The 25,927-nt window shown below is 68.0% G+C and carries 23 protein-coding genes; 13 read left to right on the top strand and 10 right to left on the bottom strand.

From position 1 onward, the window contains the following. The first annotated feature begins 102 nt into the window (after positions 1 to 102). The gene (glgC, locus tag AC3B5T_RS24115) at positions 103 to 1,317 is read left to right on the top strand and encodes a glucose-1-phosphate adenylyltransferase (protein WP_010841395.1); all 1,215 of its coding nucleotides are present in this window, start codon (positions 103 to 105) and stop codon (positions 1,315 to 1,317) included. Here the strand turns inward: glgC and AC3B5T_RS24110 are convergent. From AC3B5T_RS24110 to cofD, 3 genes are read right to left on the bottom strand one after another with little or no spacing between them, the layout of a single operon-like run. Next, positions 1,314 to 1,910, bottom strand: coding sequence for an NUDIX hydrolase (locus AC3B5T_RS24110; RefSeq protein WP_055475899.1), 597 nt, complete (start codon positions 1,908 to 1,910; stop codon positions 1,314 to 1,316). The genes glgC and AC3B5T_RS24110 overlap by 4 nt on opposite strands. Beyond that, positions 1,907 to 3,256, bottom strand: a complete 1,350-nt coding sequence (locus AC3B5T_RS24105; RefSeq protein WP_055475900.1) for a coenzyme F420-0:L-glutamate ligase — start codon at positions 3,254 to 3,256, stop codon at positions 1,907 to 1,909. The genes AC3B5T_RS24110 and AC3B5T_RS24105 overlap by 4 nt, the downstream gene beginning before the upstream one ends. Then, positions 3,253 to 4,290: a 2-phospho-L-lactate transferase gene (gene cofD / locus AC3B5T_RS24100; RefSeq protein ID WP_055475901.1), complete on the bottom strand. Its 1,038-nt coding sequence runs from the start codon at positions 4,288 to 4,290 to the stop codon at positions 3,253 to 3,255. The genes AC3B5T_RS24105 and cofD overlap by 4 nt, the downstream gene beginning before the upstream one ends. Positions 4,291 to 4,981: 691 nt before the next feature. Between cofD and AC3B5T_RS24095 the strand changes: the two genes are divergently transcribed. After that, positions 4,982 to 5,239, top strand: coding sequence for a WhiB family transcriptional regulator (locus AC3B5T_RS24095; RefSeq protein ID WP_171011557.1), 258 nt, complete (start codon positions 4,982 to 4,984; stop codon positions 5,237 to 5,239). 87 nt (positions 5,240 to 5,326) lie between these two features. On the opposite strand, the gene AC3B5T_RS24090 is transcribed toward AC3B5T_RS24095, so the two are convergent. Continuing rightward, complete coding sequence (locus AC3B5T_RS24090) at positions 5,327 to 5,848, bottom strand: metallopeptidase family protein (RefSeq protein ID WP_035717019.1); 522 nt, start codon at positions 5,846 to 5,848, stop codon at positions 5,327 to 5,329. A gap of 122 nt (positions 5,849 to 5,970) precedes the next feature. Here AC3B5T_RS24090 and AC3B5T_RS24085 point away from each other — a divergent pair, with 122 nt between their 5' ends. The 3 genes from AC3B5T_RS24085 to manA all read left to right on the top strand — a co-directional run bounded on the left by AC3B5T_RS24085 (position 5,971) and on the right by manA (position 9,181). After that, positions 5,971 to 6,480 carry a DUF3499 domain-containing protein gene (locus AC3B5T_RS24085; RefSeq protein ID WP_014927557.1) on the top strand — a complete coding sequence of 170 codons (510 nt, stop codon included), beginning with the start codon at positions 5,971 to 5,973 and terminating at the stop codon, positions 6,478 to 6,480. Positions 6,481 to 6,740: 260 nt separating this feature from the next. Continuing rightward, on the top strand, positions 6,741 to 7,898 hold the full coding sequence (locus AC3B5T_RS24080; protein WP_488358020.1) for a hypothetical protein: 1,158 nt from the start codon (positions 6,741 to 6,743) through the stop codon (positions 7,896 to 7,898). Beyond that, positions 7,895 to 9,181 carry a mannose-6-phosphate isomerase, class I gene (gene manA / locus AC3B5T_RS24075; protein WP_035717018.1) on the top strand — a complete coding sequence of 429 codons (1,287 nt, stop codon included), beginning with the start codon at positions 7,895 to 7,897 and terminating at the stop codon, positions 9,179 to 9,181. Before AC3B5T_RS24080 ends, manA begins: the two co-directional genes overlap by 4 nt. Before the next feature lie 34 nt (positions 9,182 to 9,215). On the opposite strand, the gene eccE is transcribed toward manA, so the two are convergent. After that, positions 9,216 to 10,931 (bottom strand): type VII secretion protein EccE, encoded by a 1,716-nt coding sequence (gene eccE / locus AC3B5T_RS24070; RefSeq protein WP_488358019.1) that lies wholly within the window; start codon positions 10,929 to 10,931, stop codon positions 9,216 to 9,218. A gap of 223 nt (positions 10,932 to 11,154) precedes the next feature. On the opposite strand from eccE, the gene eccB reads away from it, so the two are divergent. Further along, a complete protein-coding gene (gene eccB, locus AC3B5T_RS24065; protein WP_488358018.1) occupies positions 11,155 to 12,651 on the top strand; it encodes a type VII secretion protein EccB in 1,497 nt (498 codons plus the stop codon). 24 nt (positions 12,652 to 12,675) lie between these two features. Here eccB and hpxO read toward each other — a convergent pair whose 3' ends face one another. Next, positions 12,676 to 13,833 carry an FAD-dependent urate hydroxylase HpxO gene (gene hpxO / locus AC3B5T_RS24060; protein ID WP_488358016.1) on the bottom strand — a complete coding sequence of 386 codons (1,158 nt, stop codon included), beginning with the start codon at positions 13,831 to 13,833 and terminating at the stop codon, positions 12,676 to 12,678. A 109-nt stretch (positions 13,834 to 13,942) separates the two neighbouring features. Next, entirely contained in the window at positions 13,943 to 14,569 is a 627-nt protein-coding gene (locus tag AC3B5T_RS24055; protein ID WP_488358014.1) for a TetR/AcrR family transcriptional regulator, read from the bottom strand. A 117-nt stretch (positions 14,570 to 14,686) separates the two neighbouring features. Between AC3B5T_RS24055 and AC3B5T_RS24050 the strand changes: the two genes are divergently transcribed. From AC3B5T_RS24050 to nrdF, 6 genes are all read left to right on the top strand, one after another. Further along, complete coding sequence (locus AC3B5T_RS24050; RefSeq protein ID WP_010841382.1) at positions 14,687 to 15,244, top strand: NAD(P)H-dependent oxidoreductase; 558 nt, start codon at positions 14,687 to 14,689, stop codon at positions 15,242 to 15,244. A 395-nt stretch (positions 15,245 to 15,639) separates the two neighbouring features. Further along, positions 15,640 to 15,873, top strand: coding sequence for a redoxin NrdH (locus AC3B5T_RS24045; protein ID WP_004019249.1), 234 nt, complete (start codon positions 15,640 to 15,642; stop codon positions 15,871 to 15,873). Positions 15,874 to 16,069: 196 nt separating this feature from the next. Beyond that, on the top strand, positions 16,070 to 16,537 hold the full coding sequence (gene nrdI / locus AC3B5T_RS24040) for a class Ib ribonucleoside-diphosphate reductase assembly flavoprotein NrdI (protein ID WP_238553925.1): 468 nt from the start codon (positions 16,070 to 16,072) through the stop codon (positions 16,535 to 16,537). 85 nt (positions 16,538 to 16,622) lie between these two features. Further along, positions 16,623 to 18,815: a class 1b ribonucleoside-diphosphate reductase subunit alpha gene (gene nrdE / locus AC3B5T_RS24035; protein ID WP_035717016.1), complete on the top strand. Its 2,193-nt coding sequence runs from the start codon at positions 16,623 to 16,625 to the stop codon at positions 18,813 to 18,815. Between the two features lie 178 nt (positions 18,816 to 18,993). Further along, on the top strand, positions 18,994 to 19,908 hold the full coding sequence (locus AC3B5T_RS24030; RefSeq protein WP_055475912.1) for a hypothetical protein: 915 nt from the start codon (positions 18,994 to 18,996) through the stop codon (positions 19,906 to 19,908). Positions 19,909 to 20,191: 283 nt separating this feature from the next. Beyond that, a complete protein-coding gene (gene nrdF / locus AC3B5T_RS24025) occupies positions 20,192 to 21,199 on the top strand; it encodes a class 1b ribonucleoside-diphosphate reductase subunit beta (RefSeq protein ID WP_055475913.1) in 1,008 nt (335 codons plus the stop codon). A 49-nt stretch (positions 21,200 to 21,248) separates the two neighbouring features. Here the strand turns inward: nrdF and AC3B5T_RS24020 are convergent, their stop codons facing one another. Next, a complete protein-coding gene (locus AC3B5T_RS24020; protein WP_055475914.1) occupies positions 21,249 to 22,061 on the bottom strand; it encodes an SWIM zinc finger family protein in 813 nt (270 codons plus the stop codon). Then, the gene (locus AC3B5T_RS24015; RefSeq protein WP_055475915.1) at positions 22,058 to 25,060 is read right to left on the bottom strand and encodes a DEAD/DEAH box helicase; all 3,003 of its coding nucleotides are present in this window, start codon (positions 25,058 to 25,060) and stop codon (positions 22,058 to 22,060) included. Before AC3B5T_RS24015 ends, AC3B5T_RS24020 begins: the two co-directional genes overlap by 4 nt. A gap of 180 nt (positions 25,061 to 25,240) precedes the next feature. Here AC3B5T_RS24015 and AC3B5T_RS24010 point away from each other — a divergent pair, with 180 nt between their 5' ends. Beyond that, complete coding sequence (locus AC3B5T_RS24010; protein WP_193748540.1) at positions 25,241 to 25,411, top strand: hypothetical protein; 171 nt, start codon at positions 25,241 to 25,243, stop codon at positions 25,409 to 25,411. Between the two features lie 9 nt (positions 25,412 to 25,420). On the opposite strand, the gene AC3B5T_RS24005 is transcribed toward AC3B5T_RS24010, so the two are convergent. Further along, a complete protein-coding gene (locus AC3B5T_RS24005) occupies positions 25,421 to 25,909 on the bottom strand; it encodes a beta-class carbonic anhydrase (protein WP_055475916.1) in 489 nt (162 codons plus the stop codon). Positions 25,910 to 25,927: the final 18 nt, after the last annotated feature.

The raw sequence follows: 25,927 nt of genomic DNA, 5'->3' as shown, positions 1-25,927 counted from the left end.
GTTCGCCATCGGTGCCGGTAAACGGTGGCCGCGGCCGGGACACGCCCATTCTTCCCGCCCGGTCATCTGGCCGACGGGTTCGATCGCGGTTAAGTTGGGGGAGTGAGATCTGAGCCGCACGTCCTCGGCATCGTCCTCGCAGGCGGCGAAGGCAAGCGTCTGTACCCGCTGACGATGGACCGCGCCAAACCTGCGGTGCCCTTCGGCGGCGCCTACCGGCTGATCGACTTCGTGTTGTCCAACCTGGTCAATGCCGGTTACGAACGCATTTGCGTGCTGACACAGTACAAGTCGCATTCGCTGGACCGGCACATCTCGCAGACCTGGTGGACGTCGGGATTCCACGGCGAGTACATCACGCCGGTCCCGGCCCAGCAGCGACTCGGACCGCGCTGGTACACCGGCAGCGCCGACGCGATCTTCCAGTCGATGAACCTCATCACCGACGAACGTCCCGAGTACATCGTCGTCTTCGGCGCCGATCACGTGTACCGGATGGATCCGTCGCAGATGGTGGCCGCGCACGTCGAATCCGGCGCCGACGTCACGGTGGCCGGGATCCGCGTGCCGCGAGCGGAAGCCACGGCTTTCGGCTGCATCGACTCCGACGAGAGCGGGAAGATCACCCGCTTCCTGGAGAAGCCGACCGACCCGCCGGGCACTCCCGATGATCCCGACTCGACGTTCGCGTCGATGGGCAACTACGTGTTCACCACCGAGGCGCTGGTCGACGCGCTGCGAGCCGACGCCGCCGACTCGGACTCCGATCACGACATGGGCGGCGACATCATCCCGGCCTTCGTCAATCGCGACACCGCATTCGTCTACGACTTCAAGGACAACCAGGTCCCCGGTGCCACCGAGCGCGACACCGGGTACTGGCGTGACGTCGGAACCGTCGATGCGTTCTACGAGGCGCACATGGACCTGGTGTCGGTTCATCCCATCTTCAACCTGTACAACGGCCGCTGGCCCATCCGCGGTGAGACGCACAACCTCCCGCCCGCCAAGTTCGTCCAGGGCGGCGTCGCCGAGGACTCCGTGGTCGGGTCCGGCTGCATCATCTCGGCCGGCACGGTGCGCAATTCGGTGCTCTCGTCGAACGTCATCGTCGAGGACGGGGCGGTGGTCGAGGGCAGCGTGCTGATGCCCGGCGTGCGCGTCGGCAAGGGCGCGGTCGTCCGCAAGGCGATCCTCGACAAGAACGTCGTGGTCGGCGACGGCGAGCAACTCGGTGTCGACGTCAGCGCCGACCGCGAGCGGTTCTCGGTGAGCGCGGGCGGTGTGGTCACGGTGGGGAAGAACCTCCGCGTTTAGCGCGGCCGTCCGTCCCGTAGGGCCGCGCCGATGAGTGTCGCGATGTCGTCTCCGGCGTCGTCCGGCAGGGCGTCGACCGGCCACCAGCGCAGGTCCACCGACTCGTCGCTGCGCACGACGCGTGGGAGTTCGCCGTCGGACGTCGGAGCGGCGACCACGCGATAGCGGACATCGAGGTGGCGGGTGGGGACCCCCAGCGAGCAGGTGATCGGGTGGGTGTGGAGATGCACGATCCCCCCGCCGGGATCCGCGGGGTCTGGCGTGTCCAGCACGAGTTCGGGCATGCCCGACTCCTCCCGCGCCTCACGCAGCGCCGCGTCGGCGATGGAGTCGTCGGTCGGTTCGCAGTGCCCGCCGAGCTGAATCCACTTCCCGACCCGGGGGTGCAGGGTGAGCAGGACGTGGTGGCGCGTGGCGTCGAAGACGATCGCCGAACCCGTCAGATGTCCCGGAGCGCTGGCTCGCAGGCATCCCTCCGGGGACGCCGCGAGGAAGGCGAGGTACGTGTGCCGGAGGGTGTCCTGAGCGGGATCGGGTGTCTCCCACCGGGTGAGGGCCTCGACTGCGGATGCGTGCAGCGACTCGGCGGTCACAGCTCGACGACCCAGTCCGCGGTCGGGGCGGGCTCGCGCAGCCCCGCCGGCTCGAGGGGATGGCCGATGGCGACCGCGCCGAGTGGTTCCCAGCCCGGGTCGAGGTCGAGGACCCGGCGCACCGTCGGCGCGGCGAAGATGGTCGAGCCGATCCAGCAGCTGCCGATGTCGCGGACCGACAGTGCGGTGAGCAGGGTGGCGACCGCCCCGCCCGCTGCCACGGTGAACATCGTGTGCTCGGCCGCGTTGCGTCGTTCGTCGCGGTACTCGTGGACGCCGTCGGGAACCAGGAACGGGATCACCAGTTCCGGTGCGTCGTAGAGGATCTGGCCGCGCCGCAGCCGCTTCTCGATGGACTCGGCTGTCTTGGAATCCGATTCGAGATCGGTGCGCCACTCGTGCGCCATCGCGTCGAGCAGCTCGCGGCGCCGCGAATCCGACCGCAGCCAGACGAAGCGAACGGGATGCGTGTGGTGGGGGGCCGGGGCGGTGAGCGCCTCGCCGAGCGCAGCACGCAGCTCTTCGGGGTCGACGGGCCGGTCGGCGAAGGTCCGCACCGACCGCCGGGTGCGGACGGCCTCGCGGCGTCCCTGCGCGATCGCCTCCTCGGTACCGAGACGGAACAGGTCCTCGTCGTGGGGCCGGATCAGGTCGGCGGCGGTGGTCCCGTTCTCGGCCGGTGCGAAACCACGGACGACCGCGACGGGGACGGCCGCGAGTTTGCCCTTCACGAGGTCGGCCGCGGCGGCCAGCTCGTCGGCCACCGCGATCTCGGTGACGATCAACGGGTTTCCGTACTCGTCGACTCCGCCCTCGTACGGATGGGTGACGGCGATACCCGCGGCGCCGATGGCGACGTCGGTCTGCCCGGTCCGCCAGGCCCGGCCCATCGTGTCGGTGATGATCACCGCGACGTCGAGGCCGGTGGCGTCGGCGACGGCTCGCCGGAGCTCCGCCGCGCTGCGGTCGGGGTTCTCCGGGAGCAGAGCGAGCTGGTCGCTGCGCACGTTCGAGCCGTCGATCCCGGCCGCGGCCTGGACCAGGCCCAGGCGGTTCTCGGTGATCAGGGTCCGGTTCTTGCGTGCCAGCACGCGTACCGATTCTTGGTCGACGAGGTGACGGCGCAACGTGTCCCGCGCCTCGGGGTCGCTCGGCGCGTCGACCATCCGGCCTTCGGCCTTGGAGATGATCTTGCTGGTGACGACCAGGACGTCACCGGATTCGAGCCACGGTGCGGCGGTGAGGATCTCGCGGGCGACGTCCGAGCCGGCGGTGAATTCGGGCAGGCCGGTCACCGGACGGATCTCGAGGTGGCCCGGGGCACGATGGTCGGGGCGAGCGGTCACGCGCGGCCCTTGTTCGAATCGGGGAGCGGGACGTCGACGAGTGCGCACGCCGCGCGCACCATCTGGGCGGTGGCCGCGGGATCGGTCATGAGGAGGGGGGCGGCGCCGACGGCGATGCCGTCGACGGTGGCGTGGTCGCCCTCGGCGATCAGCCATCCGTCCAGAATCCCGTTGCCGCTGCGAGCGCCGTAATGTCCGGCGATGCCCTCGGCCGAGGACTCGACCTCGATCACCGACAGGCATTCGTCGGCCATGCCGCGCAGCGGGCGGTTGTCGATGACCGGTGAGATGCCGACGACCGGGGCCTTCGTCTGGCGCAGCGCGCTGCGCATCCCGGGAACGCTGACGATCGCGCCGATGCTCACGACGGGGTTCGACGGTGCGAGCAGCACCACGTCGGCGTCGGCGATCGCGTCGAGGACGCCGGGAGCCGGAGTGGTGTCGTCCGAACCGACCTGTGCGAAGCCGAAGGTCGGGATCTGGGCGCGATGGCGCACCCACCACTCCTGGAAGTGGATCGCGACCCGTTCGCCGTCCTCGCCGTCGGGTTTGGCGACGACGACGTGCGTCTCGTGACGGTCATCGGTCACGGGTAGGAGCCGGACGCCGGGGTTCCATCGCCGGGACAGCGCGGCGGTGACATCGGACAGCCGATATCCCGCATCGAGCATCTGGGTGCGGATCAGGTGCGTGGCGAGATCGCGATCGCCGAGGCCGAACCAGTCCGGGTCGGCGCCGTAGGCGGCGAGTTCCTCCTTCGCGTGCCAGGATTCGTCGCGCCGGCCCCATCCGCGCTCGGGATCGATCCCGCCGCCGAGGGTGTACATACACGTGTCGAGATCGGGGCAGATGCGGACGCCGTGCATCCACGCGTCGTCGCCGACGTTCACGATCGCGGTGATCTCGTGTTCGCTCGCCTGGGCGCCGGACGCGTCGTCCTGGGGGACGGGGAACGCCGTCGGGCCGAACAATTCGCGCAGACCGAGGAGGAATCGTGCCCCTCCGACGCCCCCGACGAGTACGGTCACCTTCACAGCAGGTACTCCTTCACACCGCCACTGTAGTGCGCGGTGTGAGAGGGCGGTCAGGCGCTGTCGGCGCGGTCGGGATGAGTCCTACCGGTGCCGGGGTCGGTGTGACTTTGACGTCGGGTTGAGGTCAACGTCGTGTCGAGTCACACCGTTGTCGGATCCTGGTGGTAAACAGAGAATCTTTGACTTCAACTTGACCGCGACCGCTTCGGGCGTGTGTAATCACATCAGTGTCATTCCGAGTTTGAGATCGAGAACCTCTGGATCGAAAACCGCTGGACTTCAACGGATTCGATTGTATGTTCGAACTCGGGTGAGGGTCGGTTCCGGCACTTCGCGGGCCGTCGCTCGGGCGCTGTGTGTACGTCTGATGTGGGAGTTTCCGCATCCGTAGTACAAGTGGTGTGGCAACAGTGGTGGGTGCGGCACACAGGCCGTGTTCGCAAAGGACGCAGAAACTACCAACATCCCGAGCTAGGAGGCGCCGACGATGGCTTTGGAAAACCCGATCGGCAATCCGCTTGAACCACAGAATCGCCCGCAATTCATCGCCGAATTCAATACCCTTGGCCCCGTTGACGATTCGATGATCGGTGGCACCGCCACCTCGTCGGCCGTCGGTGCCAGGGCCGATGTCGGGTCGCCACTCGGGCCCGTCGTCGACGACACGGACCCGGGCCGTCGCCATCTCTCGTTGGTGCCCAACGACTTCGACGATCTCTTCGATGCCGTCGAGGAGCAGTGGCAGGACCGCGCGCTGTGCGCGCAGACCGACCCCGAGGCGTTCTTCCCCGAGAAGGGTGGGTCGACGCGCGAGGCCAAACGGATCTGCCAGGGCTGCGAGGTGAAGTCCGAATGCCTCGAGTACGCGCTGCACAACGACGAGCGCTTCGGAATCTGGGGCGGCCTGTCGGAGCGTGAGCGCCGCCGCCTCAAGCGCGGCATCATCTGAGTCGGGTCCCCGAACGGGGATCGCTCGACATCACCGATCATCTCGCCGCGGTCGGCCGAACGGCCCCCGCGGCACTTCGACCGCGGATCACTCTGGTCCGCGGTCGATCGTGTCCTCGTCGACACCCAGGTGTGTCGCCACCTGTTGGACGAGGACCTCGTGGATCAGGTCCAGCAACTCGGTGCCCTTCTTGGCGCGGGATTCCAGCGGCCGGCGGAACAGGATGATCTGCGCACGCGTCGGCGCACCGTTCACATCCATCCCGGCGGGGATCAGCCGTGCAAGCGGGACTGCGCCGTCCGCGGTCACCTCGTCGGGCCACTCGACGGTCTCCGGGTCACGCGGCAGCAGCCTCGGTATCTCGTCGACGGCGATGTCGAGGCCGGCGATCTGGTCGTGCCATTGCGCGTCGATCTCGGCGAAGGCCTCGAGCGCCACCGCGTCGAATTCGTCGGACCGGCTGTTGTGGGCGGGGACACCCTGCGGGAGCAACGGCGAGCGCAGTCCGCGTCCGCGACGGTCTCGGTGACGGCCCACCCGCCGCCGACCGCGGCGCGCCTCCGGCAGGCCGGAGGAGCCACGTGGAGTCGGCTTCGGGTCGATACGCATGGCGAGAGTGTAGGAGGTCGGGCGAGCCCGTGTCTCCTCTGGCCGCCCGTGTGTTCTCCGGCGGCCCGCGCGGTGAGCGTGTCGTCGACGTGGTTGCGAGCGACGAGGGCTAATCTCGTCACGTGAAGCTTCCCCGACTGTGCTGCCGACCCGGCTGCGCCCGATCCGCGGTGGCTACCCTGACCTTCGTCTATGCCGAGTCGACCGCGGTGATCGGTCCGCTCGCGACGTCGCAGGAGCCGCACTCGTGGGACCTGTGCGACGACCACGCACGACGGATCACCGTCCCGCGTGGCTGGGAGATGCTGCGCAGCGAGCGTGGCTTCTCCGCACCGCCGGCCGAGGATCAGGAGCTGACCGCCCTGGCCGAGGCGGTCCGGGAGGCCGGAGCCGTCGCCGGTGGTGGACGCCCGCGCTATGTCGATCGCGGTCCGATCGACGCACTCGATGCTTTTGAGGACACCCACTTCGCCGACGCTCACCGGGACGCCGTCGAGGACCGTCGTTCGGGGCGCCATCGTGCCGGCCCGGTCGACGCACCGCCGCAGCCCGCCGGGGCGCCGCGGCACCAGACCCGGCCGCGTCCGGGGCGTCGCGGACATCTCCGGGTACTACCGGATCCGGTCGACTGACCGGTCACCACCGCGCGGGGGGCGTGGACCTCATCGACGTCGAGGAGGGACGTCGCCACCGCGACCATGCGCCGTCCCCGTCGACCGTGCGTCGTCTTTCGTCGACTGGGCGTCGATTCTCGTCGACTGGGCGTCGTTTGCCGTCGACCGTGCGTTGTTTCTCGTCGACTGTGCGTTGTTCAGTGACGACACAGTCCCGTGTTGCCCGGACTGTGCCGAGTACGTGGGCGCCGACTCCGCGACCTGGCTACCCTGGTGGCATGCGAACCGGTTCCCCCGACCTCGACAACGCCGAGGAGCTGATCTCGGCTGATGTCGACGGTTTGCTGAGATCGGTCGCACTCGCCGGTGCTCAGATACGCGCCGTCGCCGAAGCGGTCCGGGAAGGCGTGCTCGCGCCGCTCGCCGATCTGCGTCCGCGCAGCGTGGTCGTGGTCCACGGGTCCAGCGGGGTGTCCCATCGGGCCACCGACTTCGCGGTGGCCACGCTCGGCGCCCGGGTGGACGTCCCGGTGGTCAGCGGTCCGGTGTTGCCCGGGTGGATCGGGCCGCTGGACGTCGTGATCATCGCCGGCGACGACGCCGGGGACATGGCGCTCGCCGACGCCGCCGCGCGGGCACTGCGCCGGCGCGCAGAGGTCGTGGTGGTCGCGCCCGTGGCCGGACCACTCCAGGATGCGCTGGGCGGCAACGGGATCAACCTCGCGCCCCGCTTCGACATCGAACCCCGCTTCCGGTTCGTCGGCTTCGCCGCGGCGCAGCTCGCGGTGTTCGGGGCGTTGACGCAGGTCCGATTCACCGGAGCCGTGCCCGTGCTCGACGACCTCGCCGACGCGCTCGACGACGAGGCCTCCACCGGACATCCCTCGCGCGATGCCTTCCACAACCGCGCGAAGTCGCTGGCCTTGCGCGTCCAGGGGCGTCCCACCGTCTGGACGGCGGACAGCCCGGCCGGTGCGGCCATCGCCCGTCACGCCGTCGCCGGTCTCGTCGGCGTGTCCGGGATCGTCAGCGCCGCAGCCGAACTCACCGATGTCTCGCGGATGGTTCAGTTGCTCGGGGCGCGCCCGGACAGCGGGCCACCCGCGGACTCCATCTTCTACGATCCCGACTTCGACGGACCTCCGCCGGCTCCCGCCCCGCGAGTCCAGGTCATCTCGACCGGCCGGCGGGAGTGGTTCACGCGTCAGCGCGTCGCCGGCCTGGGCGAGATCGATCTGCTCGTCGGAGCCGATCGTGCACAGCAGACTTCGGCCGCCGGGGGCACGGACGGCCGGGAATGGGACGACCGGCGCCCGGCGCCGGGCGAGGATCCGGTGGCCGACGGCCCGGGGGATGTACTGGACTTCCTGATCGTGGCACTTCGGGTCGAGATGGCGGCGGTGTACCTCCGCCTGGTTGGGAACGCGATGCAATGAGGATTATCGACGGTGTGGTGCGGCCCTACGCGTGGGGTTCGCGGACGGCGATCGCGTCGATGCAGGGCAGGCCCGTGCCGTCGGCGCACCCCGAGGCAGAGCTCTGGTTCGGTTCCCATCCCGCGGGCTCGGCCCGGTGTGTGGACGTCGCCGGTATCCAGCAAGACCTCGTCGACGTGATCGACGCGGATCCGATCGGCACACTCGGCCCGGCGAGCACCGCCGCCTTCGGCGAGCGTCTGCCGTTCCTCCTCAAGGTGCTCGCCGCCGAGGAGCCGTTGTCCCTGCAGGCCCACCCGTCCGCCGAGCAGGCGCGTGCGGGGTTCGAACGCGAGAACTCCCGCGGCGTCGCCCTCGAGGCTCGCGACCGCAACTATCGCGATCCGTGGCACAAACCCGAATTGATAGTCGCCACGACCCCGTTCGACGCCCTGGCCGGTTTCCGCCGACCGGAGGACACCATCCGGTTGCTCCGTGCGTTGCAGGTGAGCGAACTCGACCCCTATCTCGGGATGCTGGCCGGCCAACCGGATTCCGAGGGCTTACGGGCGCTCTTCACGACGTGGTTGACGCTGCCCGAGTCCCTGCTCCGCCAACTCGTCCCGGCGGTGCTCGCCGGCGCGGTCGCCGTCCTCAGCGCGGGCGAGACCGAGTTCGTCGCCGAACTGCGGACGGTCTGCGAACTCGGCGAGGCGTACCCCAACGATCCCGGTGTGCTGGCGTCGTTGCTGCTCAACAACATCCATCTCGAACCCGGCCAGGGCCTCTATCTGGCCGCCGGCAACCTCCACGCCTATCTCCGCGGTACGGGTGTGGAGATCATGGCGAACTCCGACAACGTGCTGCGGGGCGGACTGACGCCCAAACACATCGACGTCCCCGAACTGTTGCGCGTCCTCGACTTCACCCCCGTCGACGTCGCCGACCTGACACCTCAGGTCCGGACGATCGGTGCCGAGCGGGTCTACCTCACCCCCGCCCCCGAGTTCCGGCTGTCGCGTGTCGAGCTCGACGGCACCGGACTTCACCACGCGTCGTCGATCTGCTTCGACATGCCGGGACCGCAGATCCTCGCCGTGCTCAGTGGTGCGGTGGAAGTCCGGCCCATGGGCGGGGCCCCGCTGACCGTGACGGCCGGACGGGCGATGTGGATCACCGACGACGACCCGGACGTCATCGTCCGCGCGGCGTCGGCTCGGGCGGTCTTCTACCGCGCCCTGGTGCCCGCTGCGGTCACCGCAGACCCCGGGCTGACCTCGACGGTGGCGACCGCGGCCGAATGAGCCGATCGCAGTGCGGGATTCGGTGCTGGGCAGATCAGCCCCGGGCGGGTACCGCCGGCGCGGCGGCCGCGGGTTCGGGGTAGCCGCCGATCAGGGTCCATTCATCGGGGGTCGCGACCATCGTGACCAGGGTCGGCCGGTCTCCGGTGTCCAGTGAGATGTCCTGTGGTGTGCGCGGATTCTGACGCAGCGCGACCGTGGCACCGTCGGCGGGCTCGCCGAGTCCCGGTGCGACGACGATCATCCGGGTGGTGTCGGGCTGGGGCGAGGGGGGACTGACCCCGTCGACGATGAGCAGGGCCGGGCCCGGGCGCGCGGGGGTGCGGTCACCAGAGAGTGACAGGGCACTCGGATCGCCCACGGCGGTGACCACCGGGGTCCACCGGTGCGGGCGGTCGGTGTGCACGCGCACCGCGGCGCCGACCGCGACTGCCCGCAGGGCGATCTGGGCGACGACGTGGATGCCCGCGGCGACCGTGACCGTCGGAATTCCGGGCCCGACGAGCCGGGTGGCGACCGCGCGACCGGCGTGATCGGCCCCGATCAGCTGTCCGCAACCACCGGCCGGAAGGCGTGCCGAGGCGAGGAACGCGTCCGCCTCGGCTCCCGCGAGCACCGGGACAGCCCGGTCGAGGCGCGTCGGGGTCGAGACGGGGAGACTGGCTGCGAGAGCGTCGAACTGGCGTCCGTCGAGAGGGATCAGCCCGGCGGGCCACTCGGTCAGTGCGCGCCGTGCGGCAGGGAACTCGTTGAAGCGGACGATCCCGGAGACCTCGACCGTCGTGAGATCACTGCGGCGCCTGCCCTCGGTCGCTCGCGGACGCAACCGGACGGTGACGGTTGTCGAGACCGCGGAGTTGACCCAGATGCCACGTAGTACGTCGGTGAGTGCGGCCGGTTCGATGGCCGCGCTGCGCATCCGCAGTCCGGCCACGCCGACCGAGTCGCGCTCCTCCGCCAGTGAGTCCAGGGTCGCGCCCTCGGTCAGCTGCGTGGCGATGGCGGTGATCTGCGCCGCCGACAGGATCGTCGTCGACAAGCCCTGCCCGGCAAGCCGTTTGGCGACGCGGCGGGTGGTCACGGTCGCGGTGCGCAGTGCACCGGTCGCGCCGCCGCCGCGACGGGCGACCGCGTCGGCGCAGTCGAGCGGGTTGAGGCGCAGGACGACGAGCACCGACCGCTGGGCCGTCGCCGACAGCGGGCCCAGGGTGCGGTCGTAGGTGGCCGGCGCGACGCCCGAACCCCACACGCGCACACCGTGGCTGATGACCTCGATGGAGCTGAGTCGGATGTCGTAGGGGCTGATGCACTCGGCCAGGACCCCGAGGGGGATCACCTGCCCCGCTTCGTCGCCCATCTCGTTGTGCCCGGGGGTCAGGTAGGTCACGGCCGGACCTCCCGGGTCGACCCGGACCACCGTCACCAGGGTGTCGCCGACCCACCGCGCGCCGATCGTCGTCGGAGCCGGTGAACGTCGTGCCGCGGCGTGGGTGCCGGGTGCCGGCAACGGGATGTCGAAGGGCGCCGGGGCCAGATCGGCGTGGTCGCGGCGCATCCGCGACCACGAGAACGAGATGTGCGCGACGATCCGGCCGAACACCGACGCCCGGCCGCCGAGCCGCACCAGACCTGCCGAGACGATCACGGCGACACCGAGCGCGCCTGCGCCCCACACGCTGCCGGACACGGTCCAGATGATGAGCCCGACCGCCAGGATCACCTCGATCACGACGAGTGTGGGCAGTGCCATCCCACGCGTGTTGCGCTCCACGGTTGCGACCCCCTCGATCACCGCTGCCGACTGCCGCGTGCCCCCCCCGACTGTGTGCACAAGCGGTGGAGCCCCACACGTCAGGGGCATGTTTGTCGGTTAGGCTACTACCGCGCGGCAGGGGGTATGCCGCAGGAGATCACAACCCGCCCGCCTCCGGACCAGGACCGACGGCGTGGAACGGGTGCGGACAGGGGGAGTCGTGGCACGTCAGCTGACGACCAAAGCCCAGGTCAACGGCTACCGTTTCCTGATCAAGCGGCTCGAGCACGCGCTGGTGCGCCGCGACGTCCGGATGCTGCACGATCCCATGCGTTCCCAGTTGCAGGCCCTCGTGGTCGGCACGGTCCTCGGTCTGCTGGTCCTCGGCGGGTGCGGGATCTGGGGCCTGATCCGACCCCAGGGCTCGGTCGGGGATGCCACGATCATCGTCAGCAAGAACAGCGGCAGCACCTACGTCCTGATCGAGGACACTCTGCATCCCGTGCTGAACCTCGCCTCCGCGCGGCTGGTGACCGGGAGTTCGGAGTCGCCGACATCGGTCGGCGACAACAAGCTCAAGCCCTATCCACGCGGGCCCCTGCTGGGCATCCCCGGTGCGCCGGCCGCCCTGCCGGGGTCGGCCCACCCGGACTCCTCGACCTGGACGGTGTGCGATTCGTCGACGGTCTCGGAGGCGCCGACCGAGGCGATCGAACAGACCGTCATCGCCGAGACCCCGCGCCTGGGCGAGTCGATCGGCGCGGCGCGTCCCGCCGATGCCGTGCTCGTCGACGCCGGTGACGAGACCTTTCTGGTGTATCAGCTGTTCCGGGACGGTGTCTGGAGCCCGGTGCGCGCCTCGGTCGACACCGGGAGCGCGCCGGTCATGCGGGCCCTCGGGCTCGACGGGGTCACGCCGCGACAGATGTCGACCGGCCTGCTGAACACCTTCCCGCTGGTCGATCCGCTTGCGGTGCCGCAGATCCCGGGTGCGGGGCAACCGGGCGCGGTCGACGGGGCGAGCATCGGCAGCGTCGTCAAATCGGTCGGTGTCGACGACACGACCACCTACCATCTCGTCCTGCGCGACGGGGTCCAGGAGATCAGTGCGCCGACCGCCGAGCTCCTGCGACTGGCCGACTCCGACGCCTCGCCCGTCGCCACCGTTGCCCCCGGACAGCTCGCCGCGCTGAGAACCGTACGTTCCGAACCCGTCTCGGACTTTCCCGAGGTCGCGCCGGAGATGCTCGACGTGAGTGGCGATCCGACGCTGTGCCGCACCTGGACGCGGGGCTCCGGGGAACCCCGGGCGCAGACATCGTTGCTCGCGGGTCGCCGACTCCCGCTCGACTCGGACGCGGTACCGGTCCGATTGACGTCGTCCGACGGTGCCGGGCCGAACCTCGACGCGGTCTACCTGCCGCCGGGCTCGGGCGAGTATCTGCAGGTGACCGGCAACGAGGCGGACAGCGCGCGCACCGAATCCCTGTTCTACGTCAACGATTCGGGAGTTCGGTTCGGCATCCCGGACTTCGAGACCGGCGGGATTCTCGGACTGGGGGACTCACCGTCCCGCGCTCCGTGGTCGGTGGTGGCCCTGCTCGCGCCCGGGCCGACCCTGTCTCGCGAGAACGCGCTCGTCGCGCACGACGGCCTGGAGACCGTCGGACTCGAGGCCGGCATGGAGCGCACCGAGGGACCGTCGGCGGGAGGCTGACCGAGGGCAACCTCCCGCTCGGCCCTACGTGAGCGGACCGCCGACGATGTTGCCGACGATGCCGCGGATGACGTTCGTGCCGTCCTCGGATCGAAGTTCCTTGTACCAGGCCGCCGTCGCCTCCGGGTCTTTGCCGTGCGTGACGTCGCATCGCTTGCGCGCGCGCAGCACGAGGTCGGCGGCCCGCTCGGTGCGTGACGCCTCGTAGGCCGCGAGTGCCGCGTCCGGGTCGTCGGCGTGGTCGCGGAAGGCGAACTGCAGCGCGATCGCATCCTCCATCGCCGAGCAACCACCCTGGCCGATGTCCGGGGTGGTGTTGTGGGCGGCGTCGCCGAGCAGCGCGATGCGTCCCTTGACCCAGGTGTGGAACGGATCGATGTCGAGGATCTCCACTCGGTTCGTGGTCGCGGGATCCAGTGTGGCGATCAGCTTCTGGACCCCGGGCGCCCAACCCGCGAACTCCTCGGCGAGCACGTCGCGAGCGGTACCGCGCTCGAACGGGACTCCTTCCGGCATGGTGACGTCGAAGAAGAAGTAGAAACGGTCGCCCGCGACCGGCATCACCGACACCCGGCGCGAATCACCCACGTAGGTGGTCCATTCGGTGGCCGGTCCGATCTCCTCGTCGATCGGCACCAGCCCGTTGAAGTTGACGTATCCCGCGTAGCGGCGTTCGACGGTGTGGCCGAGCACATGGTCGCGGGCAAGCGACTTCGCTCCGTCGGCGGCGATGACGACGTCACCTTCGGCGGTGGTGCCGTCGGCGAACTCGACGGTGGCGCGCCCCGGACCGTCGTGGACGGCGACCATCTTCTTGCCGAATCGGATCTCGTCATGACCGAAGGCGTTCATCAGCATGAGCTGCAGTTCGGCGCGGGCGATCGGATACGGCCGCTGGCCGACCTCGTCGATGAGTGGTGCCATGCTGAAGCGGCACATCGTCTCTCCGGTGAACGCGTCGACATAGCTCATCGAATCGACGATGCCGCCGAGTGCGGCCGTCTCCGCCTCCAGGCCCAGGTGGTTCAGGCACTTCACCCCGTTGGACCACACCGAGATCGCCGCGCCCACCGGCCGGTTCTCGGTGACCTGTTCGTACACTTCGACCTCGTGCCCGAGCTGTCGCAACGCGATGGCCGCCGAGGTCCCGCCCATACCGGCGCCGATGATCACTGCTTTCACAGGAACCCAGGCTAGGTGTCCCGGCGTCCCGGCGCGCGACGAGTGTCTCCGACCCCGGCCGCGACCGCCCGTACCGGGCGGATGTCGTGGACAGCGCGCAACCCGCGGGTCAGCCCCGGTGGTGTCCGGTGACGAGCGCGGTGACCATCTCTTGCCACTGGCGGGTGATCGTCTCGAGGTCGAGCCCGACGTCGACGAGCAGGTAGCGCACCGAACTCGCCGACATCGGCGCCTGGACGGTGAGCGCCAGGAAGTCGAGTGAGTCGTCGAAACCCAACTGGCGCAACAAGATCTGCACGTGCTGGGTGGACGTCCGGGCCACCGGGTGGCTCATGAAGTCCTCGGCGCCCGCGCCGGCCTCCAGCAGGACGTCCAGGTGGTCGGAGGTCAGCTTGAGGCGCGCGCGGCCGTAGGCGAGCAGGCGGTCGAGCGGGGGCGCGCCCGGGCCCAGCGGCTCGGGGCCGGACAGGTAGGCCTGCTGGATCTCGGACTCGCTGTGGTCGAGGAGGGCGAGCATGAGGCCGGTCCGGCTGCCGAAGCGACGGAACACTGTGCCCTTGCCCACACCCGCCTCGCGCGCGACCGCCTCCATCGTCACCGCGGCCGCGCCGTGGTGATCGATCAGGTTCTTCGCGGCGGCCAGCAACAGGCGCCGGTTGCGTGCGGCATCGGCACGTTCGGTCCCCGAGGGGTTGAGCGAGATGTGGAGCGGTGAGTGGTCGGGCCCATTCGGCACGTGATGAGCGTAACTCTTGACCAGATCCGGAATGAATCGGACCCTGGTCCGGTTATAGCAAGTCGTAGAAAGGTCCCGCGGACGCCCGTGGACCCCTGTGCCATCGAGAGGAATCACATGTCTGAACGAGTCGTCGAATTGGTCGCGCTGGTCGGAAGCCTGCGCGCAGCGTCGGTGAACCGCCAGCTCGCCCACGTGGCCGCGGACAACGCGCCCGCCGGAGTCTCCATCACGGTCGTCGACGACCTGGGCTCGCTGCCGTTCTACAGCGAGGACGTCGATGTCGAGGATCAGCTCGACGCGGGCGTGGCGAAGCTGCGCCAGGTGGTCGGCTCGGCCGACGGCGTGCTCATCGCCACCCCGGAGTACAACGGCACCATCCCCGCTGCGCTGAAGAACGCCATCGACTGGCTGTCGCGGCCCTACGGCACCGGTGCGCTGACCGGCAAGCCCGTCGCGGTGCTGAGCGCGGCTCTCGGGCAGTACGGCGGCGCGTGGACCCGGGAGGACACCCGTAAGTCGGTCGGCATCGCCGGCGGTCGTGCGATCGAGGAGGCCGACCTGGGCCTGCAGGTCGCCGCTCTTCCCGAGGGGGGCCTGAGCGATCCGGCGGTCGTCGAGAAGATCGTCGCCTCGGTCTCCCGGCTCGTCGACGAGGTCACGGTCAACGCCTGACCCACTCCCGACTCCGACGCCGCGCCCGGCTCTGCCCGGCGCGGCGTCGTCGTGTCCGGGGGTGCGACCGGCTCGGGTGTGGATGGTCGGTGGACACGTTGTGGACCGCCTCGGGACAACCTGTGAGCGACACGCCGAACATGCGGTGGACACGCCCGGATTTGTGATCGTGCACCGCTCCGACCTGCATGTCTTCCATCAATGTTATTCACAACCCCTTGTGGTGACCAGAAATGTCAGCCACTAGGTGTAGTGTTTGCGTTACCAGTCAGGCACAAGACGAGAAGCGGTTCGACTCCTCGACGTAGCTGCCGAGATGGTGATCCAGATCACCATCTTCACGCTGGAAAACCGCACGTCACTGGCGATTCCTACGACCCGAGGAGCACCTCCGAATGTCAATCACCGTCTACACGAAGCCGGCCTGCGTCCAGTGCAATGCCACCTACAAGGCCCTCGACAAGCAGGGTCTGTCCTACGAGATCGTCGACATCAGTGAGGATGCCGAAGCGCGTGACTACGTCATGGCACTCGGTTACCTGCAGGCGCCCGTCGTGGTCGCCGGCGACGCGCACTGGTCGGGCTTCCGCCCCGACCGCATCAAGGCGCTCGCCACTGCCGCTGCCTGATCCGTCGTCACCATGAGGGTGACGACGGCCGCCCGACTGGCGGTGCAGAGGCGATCCGACGGGGAAGCCGGATCGCGCCGCATCGAGAAGTCATCGAGGAAATGGTCACGCCGGTCACGGCGTTGATACCGACAGTGCCCGGCCGGAGATGATCTCCGGCGGGCGAGATCCCGAGAACGACCAGGTTGGAGGAGACATGGCGGCAGCGACATCGCCGTTGATCGTGTACTTCTCCTCCGTATCGGAGAACACCCACCGGTTCGTCCAGAAGCTGGACATGCGCGCCGAGCGCATCCCGCTCCTCGATCGGACCGGTGTTTTCCGTGTCGACGAGCCGTACGTCCTGGTCTGTCCGACCTACGGCGGGGGCAAGGCGACGGGGCAACCCGGCGGCTACGTCCCCAAGCAGGTCATCCGCTTCCTCAACGACGAACACAATCGATCGTCGATCAGGGGGGTGATCGCGGCGGGCAACACGAACTTCGGTGAGGAGTTCTGCTACGCCGGCGACGTCATCGCACGAAAGTGCGGGGTGCCCTACCTGTACCGATTCGAACTGATGGGCACCACCGACGACGTCGACCGCGTTCGCGCGGGGCTCGCCGAGTTCGCCCTGAGTCCGGCGTTCGCGGCCGATGTGTCGCTGAGCGCCTCGCCCGCCTGACCTGGCGCTCCGCGCGTTCCCAGGCCTGTCGTACACCATCGCTACTCTGCCTTCACCGGCCCACTACCCGCAGGAGTCATCTGTCGTGTCGCCCACCGCCGCAGTCTCGGACACCACTTCAGCCAGCAAGTCGGGCGTGCACCCCGGACCTGCGGGGCATGATCCCGGAGAGCTCGACTACCACGCGCTCAACGCGATGCTCAACCTGTACGACGCCGACGGCAAGATCCAGTTCGACAAGGATCGCGAGGCCGCGAACCAGTACTTCCTGCAGCACGTCAACCAGAACACGGTCTTCTTCCACGACCGCGACGAGAAGCTCGACTACCTCATCGAGGAGAACTACTACGAGCCCGAGGTCCTCGCGAAGTACGACCGCGCGTTCGTGAACGAGCTCTTCGACCACGCCTACGGCAAGAAGTTCCGGTTCCCGACCTTCCTCGGCGCGTTCAAGTACTACACGAGCTACACCCTCAAGACCTTCGACGGAAAGCGGTACCTCGAGCGGTTCGAGGATCGCGTGTGCATGGTGGCCCTGACCCTGGCCGACGGCGACACGACCCTCGCCCGGAATCTCGTCGACGAGATCATCGAAGGGCGCTTCCAGCCGGCCACGCCGACCTTCCTCAACTCGGGCAAGAAGCAGCGGGGTGAGCCGGTCTCGTGCTTCCTGCTGCGCATCGAGGACAACATGGAGTCGATCGGCCGGTCGATCAACTCCGCGCTGCAGCTGTCCAAGCGGGGCGGCGGAGTTGCGTTGCTGCTCAGCAACATCCGTGAGCACGGTGCGCCGATCAAGAAGATCGAAAATCAGAGTTCGGGTGTCATCCCGATCATGAAGCTGCTCGAGGACTCCTTCTCCTACGCCAACCAGCTCGGCGCCCGGCAGGGTGCGGGCGCGGTGTACCTGCATGCGCACCACCCCGACATCTACCGCTTCCTCGACACCAAGCGTGAGAACGCGGACGAGAAGATCCGCATCAAGACGCTCTCGCTCGGTGTGGTGATCCCGGACATCACGTTCGAGCTGGCCAAGGCCAACGACGACATGTACCTGTTCAGTCCGTACGACGTCGAACGCGTCTACGGCGTCCCCTTCGCCGACATCAACGTGACGGACAAGTACCACGAGATGGTCGAGGATCGCCGCATCCGCAAGACCAAGATCAAGGCCCGCGAGTTCTTCCAGACCCTCGCCGAGCTGCAGTTCGAGTCGGGTTACCCGTACATCATGTTCGAGGACACGGTGAACCGCGCCAACCCGATCGACGGGAAGATCACCCACTCCAATCTGTGCTCGGAGATCCTGCAGGTGTCGACGCCGTCGACCTTCAACGACGACCTTTCGTATGCCGAAGTGGGCAAGGACATCTCGTGCAACCTGGGGTCGCTGAACATCGCCAAGACGATGGATTCGCCCGACATCGGACAGACCATCGAGACCGCGATCCGCGGACTCACCGCGGTCAGCGACCAGACCTCGATCACGTCGGTGCCGTCGATCGAGCACGGCAACAACAATTCGCACGCCATCGGACTCGGACAGATGAACCTGCACGGGTATCTGGCACGTGAGCGCGTCTTCTACGGCAGCGAAGAAGGCATCGACTTCACGAACATCTACTTCTACACGGTGCTGTTCCACGCCCTGCGCGCGTCGAACAGGATCGCCAAGGAGCGCGGGCGGGCTTTCACCGGCTTCGAGAAGTCCAAGTACGCGAGCGGTGAGTTCTTCGACAAGTACCTCGAGAAGGTGTGGGAGCCGCAGACCCAGAAGGTGCGGGATCTGTTCGGCCAGGCCGGAATCCACATTCCCACGCAGGACGACTGGCGTGAGCTGAAGGCCGCCGTCCAGCGCGACGGTATCTACAACCAGAACCTCCAGGCAGTCCCGCCGACCGGCTCGATCAGCTACATCAACCATTCGACCAGCTCGATCCACCCGGTCGCCGCCAAGATCGAGATCCGCAAGGAAGGCAAGATCGGCCGCGTCTACTACCCGGCGCCGTACATGACGAACGACAACCTGGAGTACTACCAGGACGCGTACGAGATCGGGTACGAGAAGATCATCGACACCTACGCCGCGGCCACGCAGCACGTCGACCAGGGTCTCAGCCTGACGCTCTTCTTCAAGGACACCGCCACCACGCGTGACGTCAACAAGGCGCAGATCTACGCATGGCGCAAGGGGATCAAGACGCTCTACTACATCCGCCTGCGTCAGATCGCGCTCGAGGGGACCGAGGTGGAGGGCTGCGTCAGCTGCATGTTGTGAATGCCTGAACAGGCATGAAGAAGACTTCGGCCTGACTCCGCTGCAACGGAGCCAGGCCGAGAAGCGCCCGGAGACGCTGTGTGACTTTGTCAGTCCACGACAGCGTATCGGAAAGTTCAGTGGCATCCGGCCACATTCCGGCTCCTGGGTAGAAACTGCCTAGAAAGGGGCTGGTTTTATGAGAAGGATCACCGACTACTACGGGATTCGGGGGCCTGTACCGTTCGCCGACGTGGGTGTCGACCTGGATAACAAGCTGTACCTCGATCCGTACAAGATCCGACTCGACAGTTCGGGTGAGTCGTACGCCTTGCATGCCCGGTGGTGTTTGGATAGCTACTTCGACACCGTTGCTCGGTGCGTAATGTCTACCGACTCAGTCGAACGTGCCTACGGTGAAGCTGTTCTGAAGATGTTCTCGGAGCCCTGGGAGACTCGACTTGGTATGTCGGCAAACGGGTTTCGTGGCCGAGGGGGCGGAAACGACGTTGGCTCGTGGATCTGGGATGCCCTGAATGGAAAGCTCGACGCTCTGCTCAGGGTCGGAGTGCTCAAGTACCTCGAAGAGCTCCCGATGTTCGTTGAGGGTATTGATCGGGACATCACCTCGGACATCACAACTAGAATCGTATTTAGCGCCCTCGCTGAGTTCACCGAAGCTATGCTTGCGCTCTTCCCGGAGTTTTCTACCGGGCCGCACCGAACGATGACCATCACCCGGCAGATCTGGGATCCGAACCTGTCTCAGTGGACTGACCAGGACATGGAGGTACCTGCCGTCGACGGGAGGCCTCTCCTCCTCGTTCCGAGCGCATGGGTTGGCAACGTCCTGCTCATGTCCGCCGGTAGATACTACGAAACGACCATCTTGACGTACGCGCAGGGAGAGCAGTCGCGGTTTTCGCGCGCCGCTGACGAAGTAAAGCGGTTGCCGAAGCGGTTGGTGAGAAAACTGCCAGGGTTGGGCCGCGGACGTTCAACGAACCTGAGGGTGACAATGAGAGCGATCGATAACTCGGAGAACCTCGTCGAGGTATTCAGACGATTTGCAGCCGAGCGGCGCAAAGAGCGCGGCGACGAGGGTGTGGGCTAGTTCGATGCGTTCCCAATAGTCGCACCCGTCACACACCGTCCCCGGAGAGCTGGCGGCACACCCGTGCCGCCAGCTCTCTTTGTGTGCCAAGATATTTCAGCAACTTTCCACGCCGTGGTGCTTTTGGGCCCGGTGCCTCGCTGGTGTACGTTAGGGTCGTTAGTACGGGTCGCGGGATAGCCGCCGCGGCGTCGACTCTAAGAGTTTGAGCAGGACCTGCTTAGACACTCTGGTCGCCAATTGTCTCGCAAGGAACGACCTCGGCGAAAGAAGCTAGATCTCTATGACGACTGCGTCCACTCCCCACAGCCCCGCCGACGGAGCGCCCATCAAGCTGGTCAGCCGGGTCTCGGCGATCAACTGGAACCGCGTGCCCGACGAGAAGGACGCCGAGGTGTGGGATCGCCTCACCGGTAACTTCTGGCTGCCCGAGAAGGTGCCGGTGTCCAACGACATCCCGTCGTGGGGCACGCTCACCGAGTACGAGAAGCAGCTCACCATGCGGGTGTTCACCGGTCTCACCCTGCTCGACACCATCCAGGGCACGGTCGGCGCGGTGTCCCTGATCCCGGATGCGACCACTCCGCACGAGGAGGCGGTGCTCACCAACATCGCGTTCATGGAGTCGGTGCACGCCAAGAGCTACAGCTCGATCTTCTCGACGCTCTGCTCCACCAAGGAGATCGACGAGGCGTTCCGCTGGTCGGAGGAGAACGAGCAACTCCAGCGCAAGGCCCGGATCGTCATGGACTACTACCGTGGCGACGACCCGCTGAAGCGCAAGGTCGCCTCGACGCTGCTCGAGTCGTTCCTGTTCTACTCCGGCTTCTACCTGCCGATGTACTGGTCGAGCCGCGCAAAGCTCACCAACACCGCCGACCTGATCCGTCTGATCATTCGCGACGAGGCCGTGCACGGGTACTACATCGGTTACAAGTATCAGCGCGGGCTCGAGGTCGAGACCCCGGAGCGTCGTCAGGAGCTCAAGGACTACACCTTCGAGTTGTTGTTCGAGCTGTATGACAACGAGAGCGACTACACCGAGGCGCTCTACGACGAGGTCGGGCTCAGCGAGGACGTCAAGAAGTTCCTGCGCTACAACGCGAACAAGGCCCTGATGAACCTGGGTTACGAGGCGATGTTCCCGCGCGACGAGACCGACGTGAACCCGGCGATCCTGTCGGCCCTGTCGCCCAACGCCGACGAGAACCACGACTTCTTCTCCGGGTCGGGCAGCTCATACGTCATCGGCAAGGCCGTCAACACCGAGGACGAGGACTGGGACTTCTAGTCCCCCTGGGGATTTCGTAGCGTCAATGCGCACATGGCGCGCATTGACGCTACGAATCGTCGACGGTGAGGCGGTCGTAGAGGTCGCCGAGTTCGTCGATCGTCTCGGCGATGTCGGCGGGCGCCACGCCGGTCGCGCGCAACGCGGCGCGCAACTCCCCGCCGTCGAGCGCGGTCAGCGGATTCATCCGCGACGGCGACGGGAGCGCCGGCAGCGTCGACGTGGTGCCGTAGTAGTCGTCGGGTCGCAGGGAGTCCGATGACCCGGCGTCGTCGTCCGATGTCCGTGCCTCCGCGGGGCGCGAATCGATCTCGGCCAGCAGTGCCCGCAGGTCGGTGCCCATCACGGTGAGCAGGGTCAGCGGGGTGCGGTCGATCTCGGCGGCGACCTCGTAGCAGGTGACGAGCGCGTGGATGCACCGCGGGGCCTCGTCGGGGCAGGTGCAGTCGGTCTCGACGTCGGCGGACTCGGTGGGCACCAACAGCTCGCCCAGCGTCGGAGGTTGCTCCCCGCGCGCCAGCAGCATGAGTTCATCGACGGCGGACCGCTCGCGGATAAGGGTCGCGAGCGTGGCGGTGTCGACGGTGCGGGTGGTCAGAATGACGTCGAACGGTTCGAGCTGTGTGCCCTCGACCGAGGCGGTCACCTGTCCCGCGCCGATCCGCAGACCGCGCACATGCCTATCACGGAAATACCTGCGCGCCTTGGTGATGCGGCGACTGTCGGCGACCGACTCGCCGTCGGCTCCGCGTCCCTCCACGACGTCGACGAAGGCGCGCGACCACGAGGTGAGGCCGTAACCGCGGACCGCGATCGTGCCCCGTTCGCCCCGGCGTTGCGTGCCCTTCTTGCGCACCGTCATTCGCTGACCGCCTCCTCTCGCAGCCGGAACAGCTCGAAGAGTTCGTCGTCGGCCAGGTCTGACACCCAGTTCTCGCCGGCCGCGACCGTCAGCCTGGAGAGTTCGCGCTTCCTGGCGATCATGTCGTCGATACGCTCCTCGATGGTGCCGACACAGACGAACCGGTGCACCGACACCTTCTGCTCCTGGCCGATCCGGTAGGCGCGGTCGGTGGCCTGGTCCTCGACGGCCGGGTTCCACCAGCGGTCGACGTGGATGACGTTGTTGGCGGCCGTGAGGTTGAGTCCGGTGCCGCCGGCCTTCAAGGTCGCCAGCAGGACCGGCGGCCCGTCGTCGGACTGGAAGTCGGCGACGAGGCGGTCGCGCTCGGTGCGCCCCAGACCGCCGTGCAGCAGCGGGATCTCGGTACCGAACTCCGAACTCAGCCACGACGAGAGCATGTCGCCGAAGGCGGCGAACTGGGTGAAGACCAGAGCGCGGTCGCCCTCGTCGGCGACCGTGGAAACGATGTCGGCCAGCAGTTCGACCTTGCCGGAACGGTGTTCGCCGTCGCGGACGAGGTCGGTGCCGTCGGCGAGATAGTGCGCGGGGTGGTTGCACACCTGCTTGAGGCGGGTCAGTGCGGCCAGCACGTTGCGGCGTCGCAGGGTGCGCTGCTGTTTGTCCCGGAGTGCCGCCATCAGTTCGTCGATCACCGCGCGATAGAGCGCGGCCTGCTCGACGGTGAGGTTGGCGCGGACGGCGAAGTCGGCCTTCGCCGGGAGGTCCGCGGCGATGGCCGGATCGGACTTCTCGCGGCGCAGGATGAAGGGGCGGGTGATCGCGGACAGCCGTCGGAGCGCCGACGGATCGCGGTCCCGTTCGATCGGTTCGGCGTAGCGCGCCCGGAAGACCGATGCCGATCCGAGCAGGCCGGGGTTGACCAGGTCGATGACCGCGCGGAGGTCTTCCAGTCGATTCTCGACCGGGGTGCCGGTGAGGGCGAGTCGATGATCGGCCGGCACCGTCCGAACTGCCTTGGCCGCAATGGTGTTCACGTTCTTGAGGTGCTGGGCCTCGTCGACCACGATCCGATGCCATGGCCGGGACGACAGCAGCTCGTGGTCGCGTGCCGCGATAGCGAAGGTGGTGACAACGACGTCGACCGAGTCGCGAATCCCGGCGAAGGCGGCCCCGGACTCACGGGAGGGCCCGTGGTGGATCGCCACCCGCAGCGTCGGCGCGAAACGCGCGAACTCCCGCGCCCAGTTGCCGACCAGGGACATCGGGCAGACGACGAGCGTCGGCGTCGTGGGTTCGGAGTCGGACGAGCCGGTCGAACCGGTCCGCTCGTGGCATTCGAGGGCGATGACCTGCAGGGTCTTGCCCAGACCCATGTCGTCGGCGAGTACGCCCCCGACGCCCAGCGCCGACAGATGGGCGAGCCAGTCCAACCCGCGCTGCTGATAGGGGCGCAGGGTGGCGGCCAGATCCGCCGGCGGCGTGATGGATTCGGGACGGAGGGCGCCGCTGTCGGCGATGTCGTCGAGCCACGAGAGGCCCTCCACGCGCGAGACCGGAACGGGCAGCCGATCCGATTCGCCGGTGACGAGGTTGAACAGCTCGCCGAAGTCGCTCGGTGGTTCGGTCGCGGCCAGTGCGCGCTGGGCGGCGACGAACGCGGCCGCCCGGGTGAGCGCGGCACCCTCGGCGCGCATCCACACCCCGCGCACCCGGACCAGGTCGCCCTTCTGCCCGGACAGCTCGTCCAGATCGGCGTCGGTGAGCGTGATCGCGTCGGATGTGTCGCCGAGGGCGAGGCGCCACTCGAACTCCCGGATCTCCCGCAGACCGACCATCGCCGCCGGCGCCCCGCCGCCGGGCGGCGCGAGCGCACGCAGGGTCAGGCTCGGACGGACCTCGGCGATGGTCCGGGGGAGCAGAACCGGGATGCCGACCGCCCCCAGTGCCGCCGCGCCGGTGGCGAAGAGTTCTTCGGCGACCTCGGTCGGCAGCAGGAAGTCGAGCGAGCCGCGGTCGGGATCGGCCCGGCCGAGATCCGGGAACTCACGGACAGCCGTCGCCAGTTCAGTTGTCAGCTCGTCGATTTCGTGGGCGTCGAGCCGGTGCGGTGCGACGGGTTCGACCTGTCCGTCGATGCTCCGACGGCAGACCTGCAGCCGCCACCGCGAGCTCTCGGCGACCTCGGCTCGGCTCGGCTCGGGGACGGAGTCGTCGTCCCACGCGTCGTCCCACTGGTTCTCGGCGAGATCGTCGTACTCCGGCTCGTGCAGACGGAAGATCAGCGACCGGTCGTCTCGTGGGGCGCCGGAGTTCCACCTCGACCAGCCGCCCGCGGCGGCCGCGAGGCGTTCGGGCGAGCTGGGCGGACGGGGGTCCGCGTCAGGGAGAAGGGCCCGCACGATCGGCGACGCGGGTCGGGGTTCGCCGAGACGAAGTGCGGAACGAGCGATGGCAGAACGGCATTCGTGGTCGACGAGTTCGGCGAGGAAGTCGTCGAGGGCCGGTGCGGAACCGTTGTGCAGCAATGCGTCCGGCGCGCTTCCCACGACGACCGCATGCCAGCTGCGCCACGTCGGGGTCGCGATGACGACCCAGCGGACCATCCATTCCCCTGCGACCTGCAGCACCGACGGCACCACCGTGCCGGACCGCACGAACGACCGCACGCCGTCGAGGAGATAGCGGTACCACCGGACGTCGCCGGTCACCGCGACCGCACGCGACGAGTCGAGCAGCGTGACCGCCGACGCCATGCCCAGGGTCGCGGCGGGGACGAACCGCCGGCGACCGTCGGCGTCGACGACGGGGATCTCGCTGCGGAACCGGCGGCCGTCGAGAACGTCGCGCAGCGACGATGGCAGGTCGGACAGATCGCCGTCGATCCACACCGCCATGCCGACGCCCGGCCGCCAGAGGGCGTGCAGGGGCGCGGCGCGATGGGGCTTCGGGGCGGAGTCCGGGGGAGTCCGCCCGCTGGATGGGGAATCGTATGGCATCGAGGATCGTCGGCCAGTTTAGCCGCGGCCCCCGACACCGGTCGCCGTCGCGGACCGAGGGTGTCCGGTCGGACGGTGGTCGGCAGGACAGTGGTCGGCCGGTGGTTTGTCCCCACGACGTCCCGGGTATCGACGATCCTCGCAGCCGATACGCCGGCCGGCACGATCACGGAGGTACCGATGGGACAGTCCGAGAGCAACAAGACTTCCGGGTCAGAAGCTTCTGACAAGGAAGTGGAGAAGGATCCGCCCGGCCCGCGTGACCACGGGCGCGACGGTGGGATGGCCACCCGCGAGAACGCCCCCGAGGCGGTTCAGCGCTCCGAGGGCGGCGACTCGACGGACGGCTAGGTACTCGGGTCAGGACACCTCGCGCAGGAGTCCGGTCGCCACGTCGAAGACGAATCCGCGCAGCGACGTGGTCTTGCTGACGAACGGACTGTTCCGGATCCGGGTGCGCGACTGGCGGACGTCTTCGTCGAGGTCACCGAACGCCTCGGCCGACCAAGCTGGCTTCTGTCCGATCTCGTCCTGGATCTGCCGCTTGAAGTCGTCGTCGGTGAAGGTCAGCATGCCGCAGTCGGTGTGGTGGATGAGGATGATCTCGGTGGTGCCGAGGAGTCGCTGGCTGATGGCGACCGACCGGATCTCGTCGTCGGTCACCACGCCTCCCGCGTTGCGGATGACGTGGGCTTCGCCGTCGTTCAGTCCGAGAATTCGGTACACGTCGAGGCGCGCGTCCATACAGGCGACCACCGCCACGTGCTTGGAGGGAGGCAGGGGCAGCGGGCCGGTGAAGGTCTTGGCGTAGTCGGCGTTGTTCGCGAGGTATTCGTCGGTGACACTCATGCGCCGATCCTGATGCGT

The sequence above is a fragment of the Gordonia sp. G4 genome, from assembly GCF_057770005.1.
The sequence above is the reverse complement of the archived record's forward strand: the minus strand, read 5'-3'. Positions and strand labels throughout refer to the sequence as shown.